Origin of the sequence: Pseudocitrobacter cyperus (genome assembly GCF_039889165.1) — a bacterium.
In the GTDB taxonomy this organism is placed as follows: Bacteria; Pseudomonadota; Gammaproteobacteria; order Enterobacterales; family Enterobacteriaceae; genus Pseudocitrobacter; species Pseudocitrobacter cyperus.
The window spans coordinates 1,067,722-1,090,860 of sequence record NZ_JAYMYY010000001.1 but is presented as its reverse complement, the minus strand read 5'-3'; the positions used below and the strand labels follow the sequence as shown (position 1 = coordinate 1,090,860).

The following is a 23,139-nucleotide window of genomic DNA, read 5'->3' as shown; positions in this document are numbered from 1 at the left end:
ACCAGGTAAATTAGTCAAAATTCAGTATTTTCTTCTGTCGCCTCGCCGGGCTTAGGCCTAAAGTGAGCGGCAGAAGACTCCCCGTCGGGAGCATGATGCTATTAAGGATTAACGATGAAAAAGGCAGCAATCACGTGTGCATTACTTTCCAGCTTTGTTGTCAGTAGCGTCTGGGCAGATGCTGCCGGCGACCTGAAGAGTCGTCTGGACAAAGTAAGTAGCTTCCATGCCAGCTTCACCCAGAAAGTGACTGACGGTAGCGGCAATGCGGTACAGGAAGGTCAGGGCGATCTGTGGGTGAAACGCCCGAACCTGTTTAACTGGCACATGACGCAGCCGGATGAAAGCATCCTGGTGTCTGACGGTAAAACCCTGTGGTTCTATAACCCGTTTGTTGAGCAGGCGACTGCGACACGTCTGAGCGATGCGACAGGCAATACGCCGTTTATGCTGATTGCCCGTAACCAGTCCAGCGATTGGGCGCAGTACAACATTAAGCAAAGCGGTGATGACTTCATGCTGACCCCGAAAGGCAGCAACGGCAACCTGAAACAGTTCACCATCAACGTTGGCCGTGACGGCACCATCCATCAGTTCAGTGCGATTGAGCAGGACGACCAGCGCAGTAGCTATCAGTTGAAATCGCAGCAAAATGGCGCGGTAGATGCGTCTAAGTTTACCTTTACGCCGCCTGCCGGGGTGACGGTGGATGATCAACGTAAGTAGAGGTAAGTCGTGAGCAACATGTCGCTCGACTTTTCAGATAATACCTTTCAACCTCTGGCCGCTCGCATGCGGCCAGAAAATTTAGCGCAGTATATCGGCCAGCAACATCTGCTGGCCGCAGGCAAGCCGCTGCCGCGCGCCATCGAAGCGGGGCACTTGCACTCCATGATTTTATGGGGGCCGCCGGGGACGGGCAAAACCACGCTCGCTGAAGTGATTGCTCGTTACGCCAGCGCCGATGTGGAACGCATTTCTGCCGTCACTTCCGGGGTAAAAGAGATCCGCGAAGCGATCGAACGCGCCAGGCAGAACCGTAATGCCGGTCGCCGCACCATTCTGTTCGTGGATGAAGTACACCGTTTCAACAAAAGCCAGCAGGATGCTTTCCTGCCGCATATTGAAGACGGCACTATCACCTTTATCGGCGCCACGACCGAAAACCCGTCGTTTGAACTCAATTCCGCACTGCTTTCACGGGCGCGAGTTTATCTGCTGAAATCGCTCACGACCGAGGATATTGAGCAGGTGCTGAGTCAGGCGATGGAAGATAAAACCCGCGGCTACGGTGGTCAGGATATCGTTTTGCCTGATGACACACGCCGGGCGATTGCTGAACTGGTTAACGGCGATGCGCGGCGAGCCCTGAATACGCTTGAGATGATGGCCGATATGGCTGAGGTGGACGACTCCGGCAAGCGTACCCTGAAGTCTGAACTGTTGACTGAAATCGCCGGTGAGCGCAGCGCGCGTTTTGATAATAAAGGCGATCGCTTTTACGATTTGATTTCCGCGCTGCATAAATCGGTACGCGGTAGCGCACCGGATGCGGCGCTTTACTGGTATGCGCGGATCATCTCTGCGGGCGGCGATCCGCTTTATGTCGCCCGGCGCTGTCTGGCTATTGCCTCTGAAGATGTGGGTAATGCCGATCCGCGCGCCATGCAGGTCGCTATCTCCGCATGGGATTGCTTCACTCGCGTCGGCCCGGCGGAAGGTGAGCGCGCGATTGCGCAGGCGATTGTGTACCTGGCCTGTGCGCCAAAAAGCAATGCTGTCTATACCGCCTTTAAAGCGGCAATGGCCGATGCGCGTGAGCGTCCGGACTACGACGTCCCGGTTCATCTGCGTAATGCGCCAACTAAGTTGATGAAAGAGATGGGCTATGGGCAAGAGTATCGCTACGCCCATGATGAACCGAATGCGTATGCCGCGGGTGAGGAGTATTTCCCGGCTGAAATGGCACAAACGCGCTATTATCGTCCAACTAACCGTGGCCTCGAAGGCAAGATTGGCGAAAAGCTCGCCTGGCTCGCTGAACAGGATCAAAATAGCCGCACAAAACGCTACCGCTAGCGCAGGCGTTGCGGTAATGTTGGCAATGTATCTTTGCAACCGCAGGCTGCGGTTGCATTCCCTTTTATAATTCGATAAGCACAGGATAAGCATGCTCGATCCCAATCTGCTGCGTACCGAGCCAGACGCAGTCGCAGAAAAACTGGCACGCCGGGGCTTTAAGCTGGATGTAGATAAACTTCGCGCTCTTGAAGAGCGTCGTAAAGTACTGCAGGTAGAAACCGAAAATCTGCAGGCGGAGCGTAACTCGCGATCGAAATCCATTGGCCAGGCGAAAGCGCGCGGGGAAGATATCGAGCCATTACGCCTGGAAGTGAACAAACTCGGTGAGCAGCTTGATGCCGCAAAATCCGAGCTGGACGTGCTGCTGGCGGAAATCCGCGATATCGCACTGACCATCCCGAACATCCCGCACGATGACGTGCCGGTTGGTAAAGACGAAAACGACAACGTTGAAGTCAGCCGCTGGGGAACACCGCGTGAGTTTGATTTTGAGGTTCGCGACCACGTAACGCTGGGCGAAATGCACAGCGGACTCGATTTCGCTGCGGCCGTTAAATTGACGGGCTCCCGCTTTGTGGTGATGAAAGGCCAAATCGCGCGTATGCACCGTGCGTTGTCGCAGTTCATGCTGGATCTGCACACCGAACAGCACGGTTACAGCGAGAACTATGTGCCGTATCTGGTAAACCAGGACACGCTGTACGGTACGGGTCAATTGCCGAAATTTGCCGGCGACCTGTTCCACACGCGTCCGCTGGAAGAAGAAGCCGACAGCAGCAACTATGCGCTGATCCCAACGGCAGAAGTGCCGCTGACCAACCTGGTACGCGATGAAATCATCGACGAAGACGACCTGCCGATCAAAATGACCGCACACACGCCATGCTTCCGTTCAGAAGCGGGTTCTTATGGTCGTGACACGCGTGGTCTGATCCGTATGCACCAGTTCGATAAAGTTGAGATGGTGCAGGTTGTTCGCCCGGAAGATTCCATGGCGGCGCTGGAAGAGATGACTGGTCATGCAGAGAAAGTGCTGCAATTGCTGGGTCTTCCTTACCGCAAAATCATCCTGTGCACAGGGGATATGGGCTTTGGCGCCTGCAAAACCTATGACCTGGAAGTATGGGTTCCGGCGCAGAATACCTACCGTGAGATCTCCTCCTGCTCCAACGTCTGGGATTTCCAGGCGCGTCGTATGCAGGCGCGTTGCCGTAGCAAATCGGATAAGAAAACCCGCCTTGTGCATACTCTGAACGGCTCCGGCCTGGCAGTGGGTCGTACACTGGTTGCGGTGCTGGAAAACTACCAGCAGGCTGATGGTCGTATTGAGGTGCCGGAAGTTCTGCGCCCATACATGAACGGCCTGGAATTTATCGGTTAATCGATACTTCTTATGTAAAAAGCGCCTTCGGGCGCTTTTTTTATACCCATCATTGACACTGAACAATACCTCTTCCATTCAAAAGATAAATACTCCCTCCGAAGTAACAAGCAGCATATAAAACTAAAATTTCATAATATCGCTATATAAATTTCTATATATCGATTTTGTTTTCAATGTGAGCAACGAAGTGAGTATCCATGAAAATTAAGACCCCCGATGCCTTGCTGGCAGCCGAGGTCAGCCGTCGTGGTTTAATGAAAACCACGGCAATCGGCGGCCTGGCAATGGCCAGCAGTGCCTTCACGCTCCCGTTCAGCCGAATGGTAAGCGCCGCTGATGCGTTAGCGCCGAAGAATGCCGCTGAGCGTATCGCATGGAGTGCATGTACCGTTAACTGTGGCAGCCGTTGCCCGTTGCGTATGCATGTCGTGGACGGTGAGATCAAATACGTCGAAACCGATAATACCGGTGATGATAACTACGATGGTTTACATCAGGTTCGCGCGTGTCTGCGTGGGCGATCCATGCGTCGCCGTGTCTATAACCCGGATCGTTTAAAATACCCGATGAAACGCGTGGGGAAACGCGGTGAAGGGAAATTTGAGCGCATTAGCTGGGAAGAGGCGTTTGACACCATCGCTAACAACATGCAGCGCTTGATCAAAGACTACGGTAACGAATCTATTTACCTCAACTATGGTACCGGTACGCTGGGGGGCACGATGACGCGCTCCTGGCCGCCAGGAAATACCCTGGTTGCGCGTTTGATGAATTGCTGCGGCGGCTATCTGAACCATTATGGTGATTACTCATCCGCACAGATTGCTGAAGGTCTGAACTATACATACGGCGGCTGGGCAGACGGTAATAGCCCATCCGACATTGAAAACAGCCAACTGGTTGTCCTGTTCGGGAATAACCCGGGCGAGACGCGCATGAGCGGCGGCGGGGTAACATATTATCTCGAACAGGCGCGACAGAAATCGAATGCGCGCATGATCATCGTCGACCCTCGCTATACCGATACCGGTGCGGGGCGTGAAGATGAATGGATCCCCATCCGTCCGGGTACCGATGGCGCGCTGGTTTCTGCGCTGGCGTGGGTGATGATCAACGAAAATCTGGTCGATCAACCGTTCCTGGATAAATATTGTGTTGGCTACGACGAGAAAACGCTGCCGGAAGGTGCGCCAGCAAATGGCCACTATAAAGCCTATATTCTCGGCCAGGGTAATGACGGCGTGGCGAAAACGCCGGAATGGGCCGCCTCGATTACCGGTATTCCGGTTGAACGCATTGTGAAGCTGGCGCGTGAAATCGCCACCGCTAAGCCAGCGTTTATCTCCCAGGGCTGGGGGCCGCAGCGTCATGCGAACGGTGAAATTGCGACTCGTGCCATTTCCATGCTCTCCATTCTGACGGGCAATGTAGGTATCCACGGCGGCAACAGTGGCGCGCGCGAAGGTTCATATTCCCTGCCGTTTGTACGCATGCCGACGCTGGAAAACCCGATTGAAACCAGCATCTCCATGTTTATGTGGACTGACGCGATTGAGCGTGGCCCGGAGATGACGGCGCTGCGTGATGGTGTGCGCGGGAAAGATAAGCTCGATGTGCCGATCAAAATGATCTGGAACTACGCAGGTAACTGCTTGATCAACCAGCATTCAGAGATTAACCGTACCCATGACATTCTCCAGGATGACAAAAAGTGCGAGCTGATTGTGGTGATCGACTGCCATATGACCTCTTCAGCGAAATATGCCGATATTATTCTGCCGGATTGCACCGCCTCTGAGCAGATGGACTTCGCGCTGGATGCCTCCTGCGGCAATATGTCGTATGTGATCTTTGCCGATCAGGCCATCAAACCGCGCTTTGAGTGTAAAACCATCTATGACATGACGAGTGAGATTGCCAAACGGATGGGGGTCGAGCAGCAGTTTACTGAAGGCCGCAACCAGGAAGAGTGGATGCGCCATCTGTACGAGCAGTCGCGTAAAGCGATTCCTGAGCTGCCGGATTTCGATACCTTCCGCAAACAGGGCATTTTCAAACAGCGCGATCCGCAAGGCCATCACGTCGCCTATAAAGCGTTCCGTGAAGATCCGCAGGCGAATCCGCTGACCACGCCATCGGGTAAAATTGAGATTTACTCTCAGGAACTGGCGAAAATTGCCGCGACCTGGGAGCTGGCAGAAGGGGATGTTATCGATCCGCTGCCAATTTACACCCCGGGATTCGAGAACTATAACGATCCGCTGGCGGAAAAATTCCCGTTACAGTTGACCGGCTTCCACTATAAATCCCGTGTTCACTCCACCTATGGCAACGTAGAAGTATTGAAAGCGGCCTGCCGTCAGGAGATGTGGATCAACCCACTGGATGCGCAGAAACGCGGTATCGCCAACGGCGATCGTGTGCGCATCTTTAACGACCGTGGCGAAGTGCACATCGAGGCGAAAGTGACGCCGCGTATGATGCCGGGCGTTGTCGCACTGGGCGAAGGGGCATGGTATGACCCGGATGCTAAACGTGTGGATCAGGCGGGTTGTATCAACGTTCTGACGACGCAGCGACCGTCGCCGCTGGCGAAGGGTAATCCGTCACATACAAATCTCGTTCAGGTTGAAAGGGTGTAAGGAGTAATCGATGACAACCCAATATGGTTTTTATATTGATTCGAGTCGTTGCACCGGCTGCAAAACCTGCGAGCTGGCGTGTAAAGACTACAAAGATTTGGGGCCGGATGTCAGCTTCCGTCGTATCTATGAATACGCGGGTGGCGACTGGCAGGAAGATAATGGCGTCTGGCATCAGAATGTCTTTGCCTATTACCTCTCTATTTCGTGCAACCACTGTGAAGACCCGGCCTGTACCAAGGTCTGTCCGAGCGGTGCGATGCATAAACGCGAAGATGGTTTTGTGGTAGTGGACGAAGACGTCTGTATCGGTTGCCGCTACTGCCATATGGCCTGTCCTTACGGCGCGCCGCAGTACAATGCGGCGAAGGGGCATATGACTAAGTGCGACGGCTGCCACGATCGCGTGGCTGACGGTAAAAAGCCTATCTGTGTTGAGTCCTGCCCGCTGCGCGCGCTTGATTTCGGCCCGATTGACGAACTGCGTAAAAAACACGGCAACCTTGCCGCCGTTGCACCGCTGCCGTCCGCGCATTTTACCAAACCGAGCATCGTCATTAAGCCGAATGCCAACAGTCGCCCAACCGGCGACACCACCGGCTATTTAGCCAATCCGAAGGAGGTGTGAGATGGGAAGTGGATGGCATGAATGGCCGTTGATGATCTTCACGGTCTTTGGTCAGTGTGTCGTGGGAGCATTCATTGTGCTGGCGCTGGCGCTGCTGAAGGGCGATTTACGTCCCAACGCACAGCAACGCATAATTACCGGGATGCTTGCCCTGTGGGTACTGATGGGGATCGCCTTTATCGCCTCGACGCTGCACCTGGGCTCTCCGATGCGTGCGTTTAACTCACTCAACCGTGTGGGTTCTTCTGCGCTGAGTAATGAAATTGCCAGTGGCGCAATCTTCTTTGCGGTGGGCGGCCTGGGCTGGCTGCTGGCGATGGCAAAAAAACTGTCTCCTGCGCTGCGTGGCTTATGGCTGATCCTCACTGCCGTGCTGGGCGTCATATTCGTCTGGATGATGGCGCGCGTGTATAACAGCATTGATACCGTGCCGACCTGGTACAGTGTCTGGACACCGATGAGCTTCTTCCTGACGCTGTTCATCGGCGGGCCGCTGTTGGGCTACCTGCTGCTGCGCGCGGCGGATGTTAGCGGCTGGGCGATGCGTCTGCTGCCTGCTATCAGCATCGTGGCGCTGGTGGTGAGCGTGGTGGTTGCATTGATGCAGGGCGCTGAGCTGGCAACGATCCACAGTTCTATCCAGCAGGCATCGGCGCTGGTGCCGGATTATGGCTCGTTGATGGCCTGGCGTGTGGTGCTGATTGCGTTGGCGCTGGCATGCTGGGTGGCTCCGCAGTTGCGCGGCTACCAGCCTGCACTGCCGCTGCTGAGTATTGCGGTCGTTCTGGTTATTGCCGGTGAGCTAATTGGTCGTGGCGTTTTCTACGGCCTGCATATGACCGTTGGAATGGCGATAGCCAGTTAAGTCGATGTTTGTTTCTGAAAGCCAGGGTATACCGCCCTGGCTTTTTTATGCTTTTTACCATGAAATTTTTCGACCAATCCTTCCGGCATGTTCCGGCAATTAGCCAATAAAAACAATAGAATGATAATTGGCGTGAATTAGTTTGCGCTTCGCTGGATAAGAAACATCAATCGTTGGCCTGAAAACCCCGCAGCCCCCGCCATCCGGGCGATTGACTTTAAAAATGGCCGTGGCATGATGCGCTCGAAATCTGATCACCCTCACGGTTTATACCCATGTCCACCTACACTCGCCCGGTGCAGTTACTGCTCTGTGGCTTACTTCTGCTGACGCTGGCGATTGCCGTATTAAATACGCTCGTCCCGCTCTGGCTCGCCCATGAAAACCTTCCGACCTGGCAGGTTGGGATGGTTGGCTCCTCCTATTTCACCGGTAACCTGGTGGGAACACTGCTGACCGGGCGTTTAATTCAACGCATGGGGTTTAACCGTAGCTACTACATCGCGTCGGCTATTTTCGCCGCTGGCTGCGTGGGGTTAGGGGTGATGGTCGGTTTCTGGAGCTGGATGTTCTGGCGCTTTGTCGCGGGCGTCGGCTGCGCCATGATTTGGGTGGTGGTAGAAAGTGCGCTGATGTGTAGCGGAACGTCACGCAATCGTGGTCGCTTGCTGGCGGCGTATATGATGGTCTACTACGTCGGTACCGTACTCGGCCAGTTGATGGTCAGCAAACTGCCAACAGACCTGGTGACCGTTTTACCGGTAATGACGGGCCTGGTGTTGGCAGCGATACTGCCGATGCTGTTTGCCCGTATTAATAATCAGCAGGATGAATCCCATACCTCAACGCGTGTCTGGTCGATGTTCTCGCTGCGCCAGGCGCGTCTGGGCGTTAACGGTTGCATCATTTCCGGGATTGTTCTGGGGTCGCTTTATGGCCTGATGCCGCTCTATCTCAACCACCAGGGCGTTAGCGATTCCGGCATTGGTTTCTGGATGGCGGTGATGGTGAGTGCGGGTATCGTTGGTCAGTGGCCAGTCGGGCGACTGGCCGACCGTTATGGTCGCCTGTTAGTTCTTCGCGTTCAGGTCTTTGTGGTGATCCTCGGCTGCCTGGCGATGCTGAGTCACGCGGCGATGGCGCCTGCGTTGTTTATCCTCGGCGCATCCGGGTTTACGCTCTACCCGGTCGCGATGGCATGGGCCTGTGAGAAAGTTGAACATCACCAACTGGTGTCAATGAACCAGGCGCTGTTGTTGAGCTATACCATCGGTAGCCTGCTTGGCCCAACGCTGACGGCGATGCTGATGCAGAACTACTCCGACAACCTGCTGTTTGTGATGATCGCTTGTGTGTCGTTTATTTATCTTCTTATGTTGCTGCGCAAAGCCGGGCATCATCCGACGCCGGTGGCGCATGCCTGATTATTCGGCCCGTTAATCTCATCATTATCGGGCTGTTTAATAAAGTCGAGAAATGCCCGAAGCCCACAGGACATATAGTGCCTGTTCGGGTAGTAAAGCTGGAAGCCCGGCCGGGCGGGCAGCCACTCTTCCAGCACCGATTCCAGCCTTCCGCTTTTGAGATGTTCATCCACTTGTTCGTTCAACAGGTAGCCAACACCTGCACCCATTAACACGGCATCCAGTTCGGCATCAATGTCATCAACGGTGATATTTCCTGTTGTGGCAACATCCAGTTGACCCTCTGGCCCATGAAACTCCCAGTGATAGGGCCTGCCGCTGGGATAACGGAAGACAACGCAGGGGTGTTGCAACAAATCACGCGGATGCTCAGGCCGACCAAAACGAGCGAAATGCGCGGGTGTCGCGACGACCGTTAAGCGAATAGGTGGGCCAATGGGGACAGCAATCATATCCTGTTCGACAATGGCGCCCAGTCGAATCCCGGCGTCAAATCCCTCAGCCACAATATCAACCAGGCGATCGTCCGAAGAGACTTCAATCTTTATGTCAGGATAACGACGGGTGAATTTTGTAAGCAGCGGCATTAGAAAAACGCGTGCCGCGATGCGAGCCGCGTTAAAACGCAGAGTTCCTGACGGCGTTTCACGGAAGTTATTTACTTCATCCAGCATGGTCTGGATATCTTCAAAAGCGGGTCGAAGTCGTTCATAGAGACTGCGTCCCGCTTCCGTTAGCGCAACGCTCCGTGTCGTGCGGTTGAATAAACGGATTTTTAGTCTCTGTTCCAGTTGTTTAATGGCGTGACTAATGGCGGAAGGCGATAGACCCAATGCATCCGCCGCGCCGCGAAAACTTTGATGACGGGCAACAGCAAGAAAGGTGGCGAAATCGGCGATATTGGCTTTCATTGATGAAAATCCCTCACTAACCCATGCTGAATAATCAAATTCACAGAATTATCTCACCTCAGTAAAGTGGCTGGCAAATCCCATATAGCTGAGGTAACAATGGAAACCAAAAATATCTATTTGATTTGGGCGCACCCTCGCCGTGATTCTCTCACTGCGCAGGTGGTAAAGGAAATTCAGCAGCAGGCGGAAGATCAGCAGATTACGGTTGATACGCTCGATCTTTATCGTATGGATTTCGATCCGGTATTGCGCATGCAGGATGAACCGGACTGGGCCAACCCGCATAAGACTTATGCCCCGGAAGTGCATAAACTCTTTGCGCAGATGCAGGGACATGATACGGCGGTCATTGTGTTCCCGGTCTGGTGGTATAGCTTCCCTGCAATATTGAAAGGGTATATCGATCGGGTATGGAATAATGGCCTGGTCTATGGTGAGGGAGGCGCCTTGCCTTTTAAAAAAATTCGCTGGGTCGCGTTAGTGGGCGGTGCGGAAGATAAGTTTGAGCTTTACGGTTGGCGTAAAAATATGAGTGATTATTTGATCAATGTTGCAGGTTATCTCGGCGTGACTGATGTGGATGTGACTTATTTGTACAACACGATTGGCGTGGAGGAAGACATTGATAATCGCGAAGAGCACTATCAAGCGCTGTTTACACAATCGCGTGAGATGGTAAAAACGCTGTAAGTCGCCAGCCAAACCCGCACCACGTGCGGGTTTGGTGGATGGGTTATATTGTTGGCATAGCCATTAAGTCGTCACGTCAGTAACTGGCCACGACATCGATGTGACGAGTTTAGAGAGTTCATCCTGATGGTGAATATGACTCAACTGATGTAAACGATCGCGTTCATCTAACCAACTCACTAACCGTTGGATCATGAGGATATGTTGCTGGCTGTTCGCGGCAGCCAGCACAATGATAAATCGAACATCCGGATGACCAGGAAATTCAATTTTCTCGCTGCAGCACAATAGCGATAAGCAACTTTGCTGGCTGAGGACGCCTTCTTCAGGACGGGCGTGTGGAAGCGCAAATTCGGGGCTAAGAATATACCACGGGCCGTTTTCCTCTGTTGCCTGAATGATCGCGCCAGCGTAGCCAGCAGACACTTTCCCTTGTTGTTCTAACGGAAAACAGGCCAGTTTGATGGCGTGCTTCCAGTCAATCGGATGATTTATGTGCTGATAAGCGCTAAAGAAAGGGTTATCCATAGCAACGCTCCTGAGAGCGGGCTGCTCCTGGATGGGAACAGCCCGTGCAGTGACTAACTCAGCGCCTGGTAAATGGCTGCGCCAGAGATCCCGTACTTAGCTTTTAGCTCGCGGCTATTTCCGGATTCTGTGAACGTATCCTGGGTTCCCAAACGACACAGTTTTGCAGCAATGCCCATCTGCGTCATGGCTTCCGCGATTTGTCCACCCAGCCCCCCGTTGACCGTATGATTCTCAATGGTAACGAGCGAAGGGCAACCCTCAATCAACGCGTAAAAAGCGTCGTGATTAAACGGCTTAAGTTTGGCAACATGGATAAGCTTGCCTTTCTTACCGTCGGCCACGAGCTTTTCGTAACCCTCCATAGCCTGTTCCATTACCGTGCCTTCAAAGAGAATGGCAAAGTCATTGCCGTTCTCTGCAATGGCGGCAATATCGGTAACACGCGGAATAACAGATTTATCGCGTATTGGCATGGGCTCACGCGCAACGCGGATGTAAACAGGCCCGTCGATGTTCACCGCCTGTTCGAAAGCGCCTTCTATTTCGTCGGCGTCGGCAGGAGTAAGAATCGTCAACCCTGGCAGGACGCGAGTCAGGGCCAGATCTTCCAGTGCATGGTGTGAAGCGCCATCAGGGCCATCGTCCATCCCCGGGTGGCTACCAACCAGTTTGATATTGGCTTTGGCGTAGCAAGCCTGACGCAACTGAGTCCATGCGGTTCCGGTAACGAACATGGCAAAGTTGACGTAGAAGGGAATATTGCCTTCGATTGCCTGCCCAACGGCAAAACTCATCGCGGAACCTTCGGCGATCCCCATTTCAAAAAAGCACGCCGGGTACGCAGACTGGAATTGATCGGTTCGCGTTGAGCTCGCGAGATCGCTGTCGATAGCGACTATAGGATAACCTTTATTTTTCAGGGCAATAAGTGCTTTGCCAATTTCATCGCGTGGGGCTTTCATTATTGTAATTCCTCCATTGCCTGATGATATTGCTCCGTTGATGGCGTTTTTGAGTGCCAGTCGCCGTTATTTTCCATATAACTCACACCACAGCCCTTGGTGGTATGTGCGATGATGGCGATTGGCTTACCTTTCAGATGGCGGGATAAGCTCAGTGTATTGGCTACCTGGTGCATATCGTTACCATTCTGAAGCTCAAGAACGTGCCAGCCAAAATGACGCACTTTATCTGCCAGGGGCTCAAGGTTGACGACCTGATTAACCGGGTCATGTGAGGAGAATCCGTTGTAGTCGATAATGGCGACCAGGTTGTCCATTTTCATATGACCAGCCTGTTGCAAAGTCTCCCAGATTTGCCCTTCATGCATTTCGCCATCACCAATAATGGCGAATACGCGTTCAGTTTCTCCACGCTGTTTCTTCGCGGCAGCCATGCCGAAGGCAATGGACAACCCCTGCCCGAGCAGCCCTGTGGTAGCGTCAACCTCAGGCATCGCTTTGATGCTGGGGTGGCCCTGTAAGCGGGAATTAATTTGTCTGAACGTCTTAAATTCGCTGCGCGCTATGAGCCCTTTCTGATACAGCATGGCGTATTGTGCTGCCACGGCATGACCTTTACTCATGACCACGCGAGTCCGAGGGGAGGCGGTAAAATCAACCTCTTCGTTATAGATCCAGGTCAGGATATCGATGATCGATAAAGCGCCTCCAGGGTGTCCGATTCCGGATTCGTAAATCATACTAACAATGTCGCGACGTGCTGCGAGTGCGTGAGACTCAAGTTGCTCTATATTCATTTTTTCCTTCCTATGGCAGCATTTTGCCGATGTAGTACACCACCAATCCGAGGGCAACAAAGTCGGTTTCCGGGAAGCTGGTGCCTGATAAACCTACGGATTCCATGATCGGGTAAATCAATGCTGGCCCAATGCCTATCAATATCCCGGTCACAAAACTGCCAACAATTGCGCCTTTCCAGCCACCGGAGGCGTTACCAAATACCGCGGCGGTCGCACCAATAAAGAAATAAGGGATTGCGACAGGGATAATGACCGTCTGGCCGAGGATGGCGAGGAAACCCATGACGACTAAGCCACCGATAAACGATGAGATGAAACCCAGCACGGTTGCTGTCGGCGCATAGGGAAACACAACAGGGCAGTCCAGCGCGGGCTTTGCATTGGGAATAAATTTCTCTGAAATGCCCAGAAATGCAGGAACAATTTCAGACAAAAGCAAGCGAACCCCGGTGATAATGATGTACAACGATGCGGTAAAAGTTAGCGACTGGTACAGCGGATAAACCAGCCAGTGCATGCCGCCTGCCGCGGCGGTGACGGCAGCTTTACCGGCAGCAAGCGCTGCGATGTAGTAGAAGATACTGACAGAAATGGATACAGAGACGATATAGTCTTTAAATATCCCCAGCCAGCCCGGTAAATTTAATTTCTCTGTCGATTGTTTCGGATCGCCAACTTTTGCGCCTATCCAGCCTGAGATAGCGTAAGCCAGGGTGACGTAATGGCCCATGGCAATTTCATCGTTGCCGGTGATCTTCCGCATCCAGGGCTGCGCGATGGCCGGATAGAGGCAGGCCGCGAGTCCCAGAAGCACGGAACCAACAATGATGGTAGTCATGTCGCTGTAGCCCAACGCTTTAAGCGTAACGGTGAGCAGGGCGGAGAGGTAAAGGTTATGCTGCCCGGTAAGGAATATGTATTTAAAGGGGGTTATGCGGGCGAATACAAGGTTCCAGCCAAAACCAATGACCATGATGAGCGAGACGCACATGGCGAATTTGGTTTGAGCAAGCCCAGTTAATGCTTCCGCTAATGGCATGACACCTTTCAGGCCGAATCCATCGCTAAATAACGTCTGAAAGTTTCCCAGCGAGGTCACCGCAAGCCCGGCACCTCCGGCAAATACCAGAAATCCCACGATGGTTTTAAACGTACCGGAAAGGACTTTTTCGATGGGTTTCCGCTGGATAAGCAGTCCGATTAATGCAATAAAGCCAACTAAAAGTGGGGTTACACCCAGAATGTCGAATACAATGAACTTTAGGAGATCCATATTTCCCCCGAGAGAGATTAGTTGTTCTGAACGACGCTGGTGAGCGCAGATTCCATTTCTTCGCTGTTCATCAAATCGGTAATACCGATAGCCCTGAACCCGGCTGCTTCTACTTCATCGGTGAGATCGCGCATGGTGATGACAAAATCAACGCCTTGCCAGGTCGCCAGCCCGGAAAGCACATCGTGTTCGAGATCGATGTCCCATCCGTGTTTATCGATGATTTTTTGTGCTTTAATTTTGAGCATGAGTGAGCTGCCCATGCCGGTACGACAGACGATAAGCCCTTTCATAGGATGTCCTTCTGTTTGTGAAAATAATTATTTTTAACTATCATTAACTCGGTAAAAATTATTATCACAATCCCGGCCGAAATATGTGACAGCATATGCATTTTGTGTAAAAAGGCGAAAAATGAGCCAGACAGGCAGTAATTTGTTGATAAATATACGAAATGAGGCATCCGGGCTAAGCCCGATCCTCGAAAAGGTAGGGCGTTTTATTACTGAAAATCCCGATTTTGTGATGAGGCACACCATTACCGAGCTGGCTGATTCCATCGATACCAGCGAGGGGAGCATTACCCGATTTTGTCGGGCGTTTGGATTCAAAGGTTTCTCTGACTTCAGAACCGCGCTGGCGCTGGAGCAGGGGGCTGCCCGATCTGACGAACGGAGTGATGACGAGACCTCTGCGGTATTGGCCAGTATTCGTGACAGCAATGCCATTATCGACAGCATTGAGCTGCAGGCCATTGCATCATGGCTGAATCAACTGGGGAATATTGCTATTTATGCGGTGGGGACTGCTGTGCCGGTCGCGCTTTTCCTCCAGATGCACCTGGTGCAGATGGGGAAAATTGCGAGTTTTATTGACAGATCCTATCCGACGGCCATTTCTCCTCTCGCCGATAACCAGAAGACGGGAATCATTGTTATCCATACCGAACAAACGTCTACCGATATGATGCAGGCGCTGTCTCTGGCGAAAGAGCAGGGGATCAAAATATTGTCGCTGACGCGTGGGTCGTTTGTGCAGTTGAATCGTCTCTCGGACTGGAACTTACAGGCTGCTGTGGCGCTTCAGGGAGATGGTGAGTCTGGTTTTGCGGAAATTGCGGGCGCGATGATGGTGGCAGATCGTATTCTCAGTGCGCTGGCAGAGCAGGATGAACGTTATATTCAGTGCCGAAAAGCACATCAGAAACGCATCTTCTCGATTGAAAGCGTGACGAATAAGTTGTCTGAGTATTTTATGTCGTAGGGAAAGCATGGCAGATTTCACGGATTTTTTTCCGCGTATAATCTGCCACGCTAAAGGCTTTAGTACATCACCTTATGACCATACTGCTCCAGAATGCCTTTCACGCGTTCCATGGTCTCTTTCCTGGGGGGATGGACACCATCCAGCTTGTACTCTTCGCCCATCGCAACCCACTTATGTTTACCCAGCTCGTGGTACGGCAGCAGTTCGATTTTCTCGACGTTGCCCATATCACGGGTAAACTCGCCCAGACGGTGCGCGGAGTCGTCATCGTCTGACCAGCCTGGAACCACCACGTAGCGGATCCAGACGTTGATATCTTTTTTCGACAGATACTGTGCAAATTCCAGTGTGCGATGGTTGGAGACGCCAACCAGATTCTGGTGAATTTCGTCGTTCATCTGTTTGAGATCGAGCATCACCAGGTCGGTGACTTCCAGCAATTCATCGATAACAGGATCGTAGCGACGCACAAAACCGTTGGTATCGAGGCAGGTGTGGATGCCCTCTTTTTTGCAGGCACGGAACCAGTCACGCACGAACTCTGCCTGAAGAATGGCTTCGCCGCCGGATGCGGTTACACCGCCGCCGGACGCGTTCATAAAGTGGCGATAGGTCACCACCTCTTTCATGAGTTCATCAACGGTGACTTCTTTGCCGCCGTGCGTGTCCCATGTATCGCGGTTATGGCAATAAAGGCAGCGCATCAGGCAGCCCTGGAAGAAGGTGATAAAACGGATACCCGGGCCATCAACGGTGCCACAGGATTCAAAGGAGTGAATGCGACCAGTTACAGACATTGCAGTGTTATCTCCAGTTTTTCCCCGCGTCCGGCAGGGGTGACGATCATGACTTCAGGCCGTCTTGAGTTTATTTTGCACGTTAATTTCATTATAGAGATTAACCCGCAAAATAGGCTCGGAGAGAGTGGGGCACTTATAAGAAAGGCCCCACTTGCGTGGAGCCTTTATTGTACGCTTTTTAAATCGCGATTTCAGTCAAATCCATTACATGGACTGAGTGAAGGTACGAGTAATAACGTCCTGCTGCTGTTCTTTAGTCAGGGAGTTAAAACGTACTGCGTAGCCAGATACGCGGATGGTCAGTTGCGGATATTTTTCCGGATGTTCCATCGCGTCGAGCAGCATTTCGCGGTTCATTACGTTAACGTTCAGGTGCTGACCACCTTCGATGGAAGCTTCGTGGTGGAAGTAACCATCCATCAGGCCTGCCAGGTTGGTTTTACGAACGTCGTCGTCTTTACCCAGTGCGTTCGGAACGATAGAGAAGGTGTAAGATATACCATCTTTAGCGTAAGCAAACGGCAGTTTTGCAACGGAGGTCAGAGAGGCAACAGCACCTTTCTGGTCACGGCCGTGCATCGGGTTAGCACCTGGGCCGAACGGAGCGCCTGCGCGACGGCCGTCTGGGGTGTTACCGGTTTTCTTACCATACACAACGTTAGAAGTGATGGTCAGAACAGACTGAGTCGGGATAGCGTTGCGGTAAGTAGTCAGTTTCTGAATTTTCTTCATGAAACGTTCTACCAGGTCAACAGCCATGTCATCGACGCGAGCGTCGTTGTTACCAAACTGCGGGTATTCGCCTTCGATTTCGAAGTCGATAGCCAGACCGTCTTCGTCACGAATCGGTTTAACTTTCGCATATTTGATTGCAGACAGGGAGTCAGCCGCAACGGACAGACCCGCGATACCGCAAGCCATGGTACGGATAACGTCACGGTCGTGCAGCGCCATCAGAGAAGCTTCGTAGCTGTATTTGTCATGCATGTAGTGGATGACGTTCAGTGCGGTGACGTACTGTTTAGCCAGCCAATCCATGAAGTGATCCATACGGTCGATAACTTCGTCGTAGTTCAGCACATCGCCTTTCATCGGTTCAGATTTCGGGCCAACCTGCATTTTCAGTTTTTCATCAACGCCGCCGTTGATTGCGTACAGCATGGTTTTCGCCAGGTTAGCACGCGCACCGAAGAACTGCATTTGTTTACCAACGATCATCGGGCTTACGCAGCAAGCGATAGCGTAGTCATCGTTGTTAAAGTCAGGACGCATCAGATCATCGTTCTCATACTGCAGAGAAGAGGTATCGATGGACACTTTCGCAGCGTATTTTTTGAACGCCAGCGGCAGTTTTTCAGACCACAGGATAGTGATGTTCGGTTCCGGAGACGGGCCCATGGTGTACAGGGTGTTCAGGAAACGGAAGCTGTTTTTGGTCACCAGGGTACGGCCATCAACGCCCATACCACCGACGGATTCAGTTGCCCAAATCGGGTCACCGGAGAACAGTTCATCATATTCAGGAGTACGCAGGAAGCGAACCATACGCAGTTTCATGACCAGGTGGTCAATCATTTCCTGAGCTTCTTGTTCTGTGATTTTGCCTGCTTTCAGGTCACGTTCGATGTAGATATCCAGGAAGCTGGAGGTACGACCGAAGGACATTGCAGCGCCGTTCTGGGATTTAACCGCGGCCAGGTAGCCGAAGTAAGTCCACTGAATCGCTTCCTGAGCGTTGGTAGCCGGACCAGAGATGTCGTAGCCGTATTTAGCAGCCATCTCTTTGATCTGACCCAGCGCACGGTGCTGTTCAGAGATTTCTTCACGCAGACGGATAGTCGCTTCCAGGTTCACACCGTTTTCCAGGTCAGACTGGAGAGAGGAGAACTGAGCGAATTTGTCTTTCATCAGGTAGTCGATACCGTAAACGGCGATACGACGGTAGTCACCGATGATACGACCACGACCGTATGCGTCTGGCAGACCGGTCAGAACACCGGATTTACGGCAGCGCAGGATGTCCGGAGTATAAACGTCGAACACGCCCTGGTTGTGAGTTTTACGGTATTCGGTGAAGATTTTTTTGATGGTTGGATCCAGTTCGCGGTTGTACGCTTTGCAGGAACCTTCGATCATTTTGATGCCGCCAAACGGAATCAGCGCGCGTTTCAGCGGAGCTTCGGTCTGCAGACCAACGATTTTTTCCAGCGACTTGTTGATGTAGCCCGCGTCGTGGGAGGTGATGGTAGAAGCAACAGCGGTGTCGAAGTCAACTGGCGCGTGAGTGCGGTTTTCCAGTTTAACACCTTCCATTACTTTGTCCCACAGCTCGGTAGTTGCTTGAGTAGCACCTGCCAGGAAGGACTCGTCACCCTCGTATGGAGTGTAGTTTTTCTGGATGAAGTCACGTAAGTTGACTTCATTCTGCCAGTCACCCTTAGTAAAACCTTCCCAGGCTGTGGCTAACTTTTCATTAAGCTCGGACATGTAACACCTACCTTTTATGTGGATTTTTTATTTACTGCCTGACACAACGCTCACTTTAGTGATGGTCGCCTTCACGCAGGTAAATGACCCAGTATGTCAGCCCAACTAACAGGCCTCCGCCAATGATATTCCCGATGGTTACCGGAATGAGGTTATCAGTGATGAAGTTCATGATAGTCAGGTGAGAAAAACTATCCGGGGTTGAACCAACTGCGGTCCAGAACTCCGGGCTTGCAAAGTTGCGAATCACAATCCCCATTGGGATCATAAACATGTTTGCAATACTGTGCTCAAAGCCGCTGGCAACAAACATGGCAACCGGAAGAACCATAATCATGGCTTTATCCATCAGGCTGCGGCCAGAGTAGCTCATCCAGACGGCCAGGCATACCATCAGATTCGCCAGGATACCGAGTGCAACGGCTTCGATAAATGTATGGTGCATTTTGTGGTCAGCGGTTTGCAGGACATTCAGGCCCCATCCCCCGTTGGCGGTCATATACTCGCCGGAAAGCCACATTAGCAGAACAAAGAGCAGACATCCTACCAGGTTACCAAAATAGACGTTCAACCAGTTTTTCGCCAGTTGACCCCATGTGATTCGACCACTGGCTTTCGCCACAACAATCAGCACCGTCGAGGTAAAGAGGTCAGCCCCGCAAATGACGCAGAGAATCAAGCCTAGTGAGAAGCAGATACCCCCAATCAGTTTCGCGACGCCAAAAGGCATCCCCGCGGTTCCTGTGGTGGCAGTAATGTAGAAAACAAAAGCAATGGAGATGAACACGCCCGCAGTGATCGCCAGATAAAAGGTTTTCAGCGGATGCTTCGTTGCTTTATAGACACCTGCTTCTTCGGCCACTTTGGCCATCGCTGCAGGAACAAGTAGATCAAAAGGGTTGTCAGCTTTCACACTAACTCTCTCTTTATTAAGTCGGCGACGAGATACTAACAAAGCATTATAGATGAGAATTTGATGTAGATCATATCTCGCCTGGCTTATAGGCCCGCAAATCGAGTGGTTTTTCATCGAAAGCGGCATAACTTTTTGATTATCAAAGTAAAAATAAATTTTAAAGTTTGCAATTTCAGTTGATTTTTTTCGTTTACCTCCCGTTTTGGCAGTTAATTAAAATGGAGTAATGATCATTTAAATTAACATTATTGGTAAGCTACCAATAATAGTGTTTACCCATACGTAACTTAATTATCACAAATCAGTTTGCGTATTTTTTAAAATAAAAAAAGGGCCGTTAAACGGCCCCATAATATAGCGTAGAGTAATCTTTAAACCTACTTATTCTCAGGGCTTTTAGCCCTGGTTTGACCAAAACGCAGCTTTTGCACACTGCAGCTTTTCGTAGGCTTCAAGCAGTGACTGGTGCGCAGGGAAGGCTTCCAGGCCGTTGTCGACAGCCTGTAAACCGTAGAACGGCGCTTCACCGCTCAGTGCGGCACTGGCGGCTTCTACGGCGTCAACGCCATACATGCGCACAAAGGCATTCAGGTACTGAAGTGGCTGACGATCCTCTTCCTGCGAGAGCAGCAGCAGGGTTTGCAGACAACGATAATAGTTAGCCCGCTCCGCGCTGAATATCGATGCGTTAAATTCCATCGTCCATTCCGTCCAGATCAGCGCCTGTTCCATATCTCCGCCTGCCAACGCCAGCATGGCTTTCAGTTCGCCGACACGCAGCGTATACCAACCGTTATCTTTGCCGGTCGCAAGGCCCAGTAATTCACGCACACGGGTGAAATCGTCCAGCCCTTCTTCATCAAGTTGTTCGATGAGATTCAGGTACTCTTCTTTTTCCCACTTGCTGTCTGGCAGCGTCAGAATGGTTTCGCGCAGGTGGCTACCCATATTGTTATTAGCGAGCCACAGATCTTCCGCCGGATAGATATCGGACATGCCCGGCACCAGGATACGGCAGGCATATACACCTAAATGCTCGTAATCCGCGATGTACACTTCTTTATCTTCCGCGTTGAAAATCGCCATCAGGGTAGCGAACTCTTCTTCAGTGGTGCCGGAGAAATTCCAGTCCACAAACGGGTAGTCGGCATCCTGCTTAAAGAGATCCCAGGAGATCAAACCGCTGGAGTCGATGAAGTGGGTTTCCAGGTTGGCGTGCTCGGCGACTTCTTCATCATCGAAGGTTGGCGGTGTGAACACGTCCAGATCTTTCAGGCCACGGCCCTGAAGCAGTTCTGTGACGGTACGCTCGAGCGCGACGCCAAAGTCCGGATGCGCGCCGAAGGAGGCAAAGCAGGTGCCGTTTGCCGGATTGAACAGCACGACGCAAATAACCGGGTATTTGCCGCCTAAAGAACCGTCGTAAGCAAAGATTGGGAAACCTTCCGCTTCCAGTTTTTCGATAGATGCCACGACGCCCGGGTAGCGCGCCATCACCTCTTGCGGAATTTCCGGCAGGCTGATGCTCTCGGCGATAATGCGGTTTTTGATGTGACGCTCAAACACTTCCGACAGGCCCTGCACACGCGCTTCGTTAGCAGTGTTGCCCGCTGACATACCGTTAGAAACGTACAGATTGCCGACGATGTTCATCGGAATATAAATAGTTTCACCATCGGACTGGCGGGTAAACGGCAGGCCGCAAACACCGCGATCGGTGTTGCCCGATTGCAGATCGACCATCAGGCTGCCGGTCAGTTGATCGTCCGGATCGTAGAACGCACGCAGACGCGCATCGAGCAGGCCTTCCGGCAATTCGTCATCTTCCGGGATTGGAAACCATTTTTCGTTCGGATAATGCACGAATGGGCCGTTAGCGATTTTCTCGCCCAGCCAGAAATCGGCGAAGAAGTAGTTAGTCGACAGGCGCTCGAAATACTCCCCTAATGCAGACGCCAGCGCGGCTTTTTTGGTTGCGCCTTTACCGTTGGTAAAGCACAGCGAGCACGCTTTGTCGCGAATATGCACAGACCAGACGTTTGGCACCGGATTCAGCCAGGAGGCCTCTTCGATGTTAAAGCCCAGGTCGAGCAGTTTTTGCTGGAAGCGAGCGATGGAATCTTCCAGTGCGGCATCTTTGCCGGGGATATAGGTTTGCGTCATGACGGTCTCATTTCTATTGTGCATAAGGTGCGCAATGATACGGGGTTTGGATGAATGACGCTATCTTCATTGATTTTAAGGTCGAACAGGGGCGGAGTGTGACCTCAGAAAGCGAGATGGAAGATGTGAATATTTTGGCTGCCACGAAACTCTTTATTTGCGGCTGCTTGTAAGTTGTTGATTTTTATTCGGGGTTTATGAGGTAAGAAAAAAATGGGGCAAGGGGTGGTATTAGCGTTTTTATCTAAGAAAACAGTCGGATAGAATGGGAAGGGTTGAGTTCACTGCCGCATGGGCAGCTTAGAAAATTCTCGACGGCAGGAAGACGCAGACGCGTCGGTTCACTGCCGTATGGGCAGCTTAGAAACATCTCGGAAGTCTTCCAGCACAGTTGGTTAAGTTCACTGCCGTACAAGCAGCTCACAAAATCCCCATCCCCACAGTGTCACCCCGCCTGGTCTATTCTTATTCGCAACTCCCCTGTCAGGTATAAAAATGAAATCGTTCGACCTTCACCGTATGGCGCTGGATAAAGTCCCTCTGGATTTCCTTGGCGAAGTAGCGCTCCGCTCGCTTTATACGTTTGTGCTTGTTTTTCTCTTTCTGAAAATCACAGGGCGACGTGGTGTGCGCCAGATGTCTCTGTTTGAAGTACTGATTATTCTTACATTAGGCTCTGCGGCAGGCGATGTCGCGTTTTATGACGATGTGCCCATGTTGCCCGTATTGGCCGTTTTCTTAACGCTTGCGGCACTCTATCGCCTCGTGATGTGGCTAATGTCACATAGCGAAAAGCTGGAGGACTTACTGGAAGGTAAGCCCGTCGTAATCGTCGAAGAGGGTGAGCTGGCATGGGAGAAACTGCAATCGGCGAACATGACAGAGTTTGAGTTTTTTATGGAGCTCAGGCTCGGGGGTGTCGAGCAACTTGGGCAACTTCGTCTGGCTATCATGGAAACGAATGGGCAAATCAGCCTTTATTACTACGCCGATGATGAGGTGAAAGCGGGACTGGTGATTCTGCCGGCCTCCTGTACTGAGCGATACCGTGTCGTGCCGGAGACGGCTGACTATGCCTGCATTCGTTGCAGCGCAATTTTCAATCTGAAAGCCGGGGAGCATCAATTATGTCCACGCTGTGCAAATCCAGAATGGTCGAAGGCCAGCACCGCGAAACGTATCACCTGATAGCGGATTTCTCCATTTTATTCCGTCAATATGGACGAATCTGTTGTGTGAACTACGGCACATTTTCTTACCTCTCAGTATTACCCATTGCGGCGCGTGTCACTGAATGATAAAACCGATATCC

General features: G+C 52.0%; 20 protein-coding genes. 10 read left to right on the top strand and 10 right to left on the bottom strand.

Annotated elements, in window-relative coordinates:
• Positions 1 to 114 precede the first annotated feature (114 nt).
• The 7 genes from lolA (at position 115) to VSR74_RS05290 (ending at position 9,025) form a co-directional block, all read left to right on the top strand.
• Positions 115 to 726, top strand: a complete 612-nt coding sequence (gene lolA / locus VSR74_RS05320; RefSeq protein ID WP_347793747.1) for an outer membrane lipoprotein chaperone LolA — start codon at positions 115 to 117, stop codon at positions 724 to 726.
• A 9-nt stretch (positions 727 to 735) separates the two neighbouring features.
• Positions 736 to 2,079, top strand: coding sequence for a replication-associated recombination protein RarA (rarA, locus tag VSR74_RS05315; RefSeq protein WP_347793746.1), 1,344 nt, complete (start codon positions 736 to 738; stop codon positions 2,077 to 2,079).
• A gap of 91 nt (positions 2,080 to 2,170) precedes the next feature.
• Positions 2,171 to 3,463 carry a serine--tRNA ligase gene (gene serS / locus VSR74_RS05310; RefSeq protein ID WP_347793745.1) on the top strand — a complete coding sequence of 431 codons (1,293 nt, stop codon included), beginning with the start codon at positions 2,171 to 2,173 and terminating at the stop codon, positions 3,461 to 3,463.
• A 200-nt stretch (positions 3,464 to 3,663) separates the two neighbouring features.
• A complete protein-coding gene (gene dmsA, locus VSR74_RS05305) occupies positions 3,664 to 6,108 on the top strand; it encodes a dimethylsulfoxide reductase subunit A (RefSeq protein WP_347793744.1) in 2,445 nt (814 codons plus the stop codon).
• A 10-nt stretch (positions 6,109 to 6,118) separates the two neighbouring features.
• Positions 6,119 to 6,736, top strand: coding sequence for a dimethylsulfoxide reductase iron-sulfur subunit DmsB (dmsB, locus tag VSR74_RS05300; RefSeq protein WP_015965110.1), 618 nt, complete (start codon positions 6,119 to 6,121; stop codon positions 6,734 to 6,736).
• 1 nt (position 6,737) lies between these two features.
• Entirely contained in the window at positions 6,738 to 7,601 is an 864-nt protein-coding gene (locus VSR74_RS05295) for a dimethyl sulfoxide reductase anchor subunit family protein (RefSeq protein WP_347793743.1), read from the top strand.
• A 275-nt stretch (positions 7,602 to 7,876) separates the two neighbouring features.
• Complete coding sequence (locus VSR74_RS05290) at positions 7,877 to 9,025, top strand: MFS transporter (RefSeq protein WP_347793742.1); 1,149 nt, start codon at positions 7,877 to 7,879, stop codon at positions 9,023 to 9,025.
• Here the strand turns inward: VSR74_RS05290 and VSR74_RS05285 are convergent.
• A complete protein-coding gene (locus tag VSR74_RS05285; protein WP_347793741.1) occupies positions 8,998 to 9,936 on the bottom strand; it encodes a LysR family transcriptional regulator in 939 nt (312 codons plus the stop codon). The genes VSR74_RS05290 and VSR74_RS05285 overlap by 28 nt on opposite strands.
• Before the next feature lie 99 nt (positions 9,937 to 10,035).
• Here VSR74_RS05285 and VSR74_RS05280 point away from each other — a divergent pair, with 99 nt between their 5' ends.
• Entirely contained in the window at positions 10,036 to 10,629 is a 594-nt protein-coding gene (locus tag VSR74_RS05280) for an NAD(P)H oxidoreductase (RefSeq protein WP_347793740.1), read from the top strand.
• A gap of 63 nt (positions 10,630 to 10,692) precedes the next feature.
• Here the strand turns inward: VSR74_RS05280 and VSR74_RS05275 are convergent, their stop codons facing one another.
• The 5 genes from VSR74_RS05275 to VSR74_RS05255 are packed head-to-tail and all read right to left on the bottom strand — an operon-like array spanning position 10,693 to position 14,488.
• Positions 10,693 to 11,157 (bottom strand): PTS sugar transporter subunit IIA, encoded by a 465-nt coding sequence (locus VSR74_RS05275; protein ID WP_347793739.1) that lies wholly within the window; start codon positions 11,155 to 11,157, stop codon positions 10,693 to 10,695.
• 53 nt (positions 11,158 to 11,210) lie between these two features.
• Positions 11,211 to 12,122, bottom strand: coding sequence for a transketolase family protein (locus VSR74_RS05270; RefSeq protein WP_347793738.1), 912 nt, complete (start codon positions 12,120 to 12,122; stop codon positions 11,211 to 11,213).
• Positions 12,122 to 12,919 carry a transketolase gene (locus tag VSR74_RS05265; RefSeq protein WP_347793737.1) on the bottom strand — a complete coding sequence of 266 codons (798 nt, stop codon included), beginning with the start codon at positions 12,917 to 12,919 and terminating at the stop codon, positions 12,122 to 12,124. The genes VSR74_RS05270 and VSR74_RS05265 overlap by 1 nt, the downstream gene beginning before the upstream one ends.
• A gap of 10 nt (positions 12,920 to 12,929) precedes the next feature.
• Entirely contained in the window at positions 12,930 to 14,195 is a 1,266-nt protein-coding gene (locus VSR74_RS05260; RefSeq protein ID WP_347793736.1) for a PTS ascorbate transporter subunit IIC, read from the bottom strand.
• Between the two features lie 17 nt (positions 14,196 to 14,212).
• Positions 14,213 to 14,488, bottom strand: a complete 276-nt coding sequence (locus VSR74_RS05255) for a PTS sugar transporter subunit IIB (RefSeq protein ID WP_347793735.1) — start codon at positions 14,486 to 14,488, stop codon at positions 14,213 to 14,215.
• Positions 14,489 to 14,609: 121 nt separating this feature from the next.
• On the opposite strand from VSR74_RS05255, the gene VSR74_RS05250 reads away from it, so the two are divergent.
• Positions 14,610 to 15,458: a MurR/RpiR family transcriptional regulator gene (locus tag VSR74_RS05250; RefSeq protein WP_347793734.1), complete on the top strand. Its 849-nt coding sequence runs from the start codon at positions 14,610 to 14,612 to the stop codon at positions 15,456 to 15,458.
• Between the two features lie 59 nt (positions 15,459 to 15,517).
• Here the strand turns inward: VSR74_RS05250 and pflA are convergent, their stop codons facing one another.
• From pflA to ycaO, 4 genes are all read right to left on the bottom strand, one after another.
• Positions 15,518 to 16,258: a pyruvate formate lyase 1-activating protein gene (pflA, locus tag VSR74_RS05245; protein WP_347793733.1), complete on the bottom strand. Its 741-nt coding sequence runs from the start codon at positions 16,256 to 16,258 to the stop codon at positions 15,518 to 15,520.
• Positions 16,259 to 16,465: 207 nt separating this feature from the next.
• Entirely contained in the window at positions 16,466 to 18,748 is a 2,283-nt protein-coding gene (gene pflB, locus VSR74_RS05240) for a formate C-acetyltransferase (RefSeq protein ID WP_347793732.1), read from the bottom strand.
• A gap of 55 nt (positions 18,749 to 18,803) precedes the next feature.
• The gene (gene focA, locus VSR74_RS05235; protein ID WP_347793731.1) at positions 18,804 to 19,661 is read right to left on the bottom strand and encodes a formate transporter FocA; all 858 of its coding nucleotides are present in this window, start codon (positions 19,659 to 19,661) and stop codon (positions 18,804 to 18,806) included.
• A 399-nt stretch (positions 19,662 to 20,060) separates the two neighbouring features.
• Positions 20,061 to 21,827: a 30S ribosomal protein S12 methylthiotransferase accessory factor YcaO gene (gene ycaO, locus VSR74_RS05230; protein ID WP_347793730.1), complete on the bottom strand. Its 1,767-nt coding sequence runs from the start codon at positions 21,825 to 21,827 to the stop codon at positions 20,061 to 20,063.
• Positions 21,828 to 22,322: 495 nt separating this feature from the next.
• On the opposite strand from ycaO, the gene VSR74_RS05225 reads away from it, so the two are divergent.
• Entirely contained in the window at positions 22,323 to 23,015 is a 693-nt protein-coding gene (locus VSR74_RS05225) for a DUF421 domain-containing protein (protein ID WP_347793729.1), read from the top strand.
• Positions 23,016 to 23,139 lie beyond the last annotated feature (124 nt).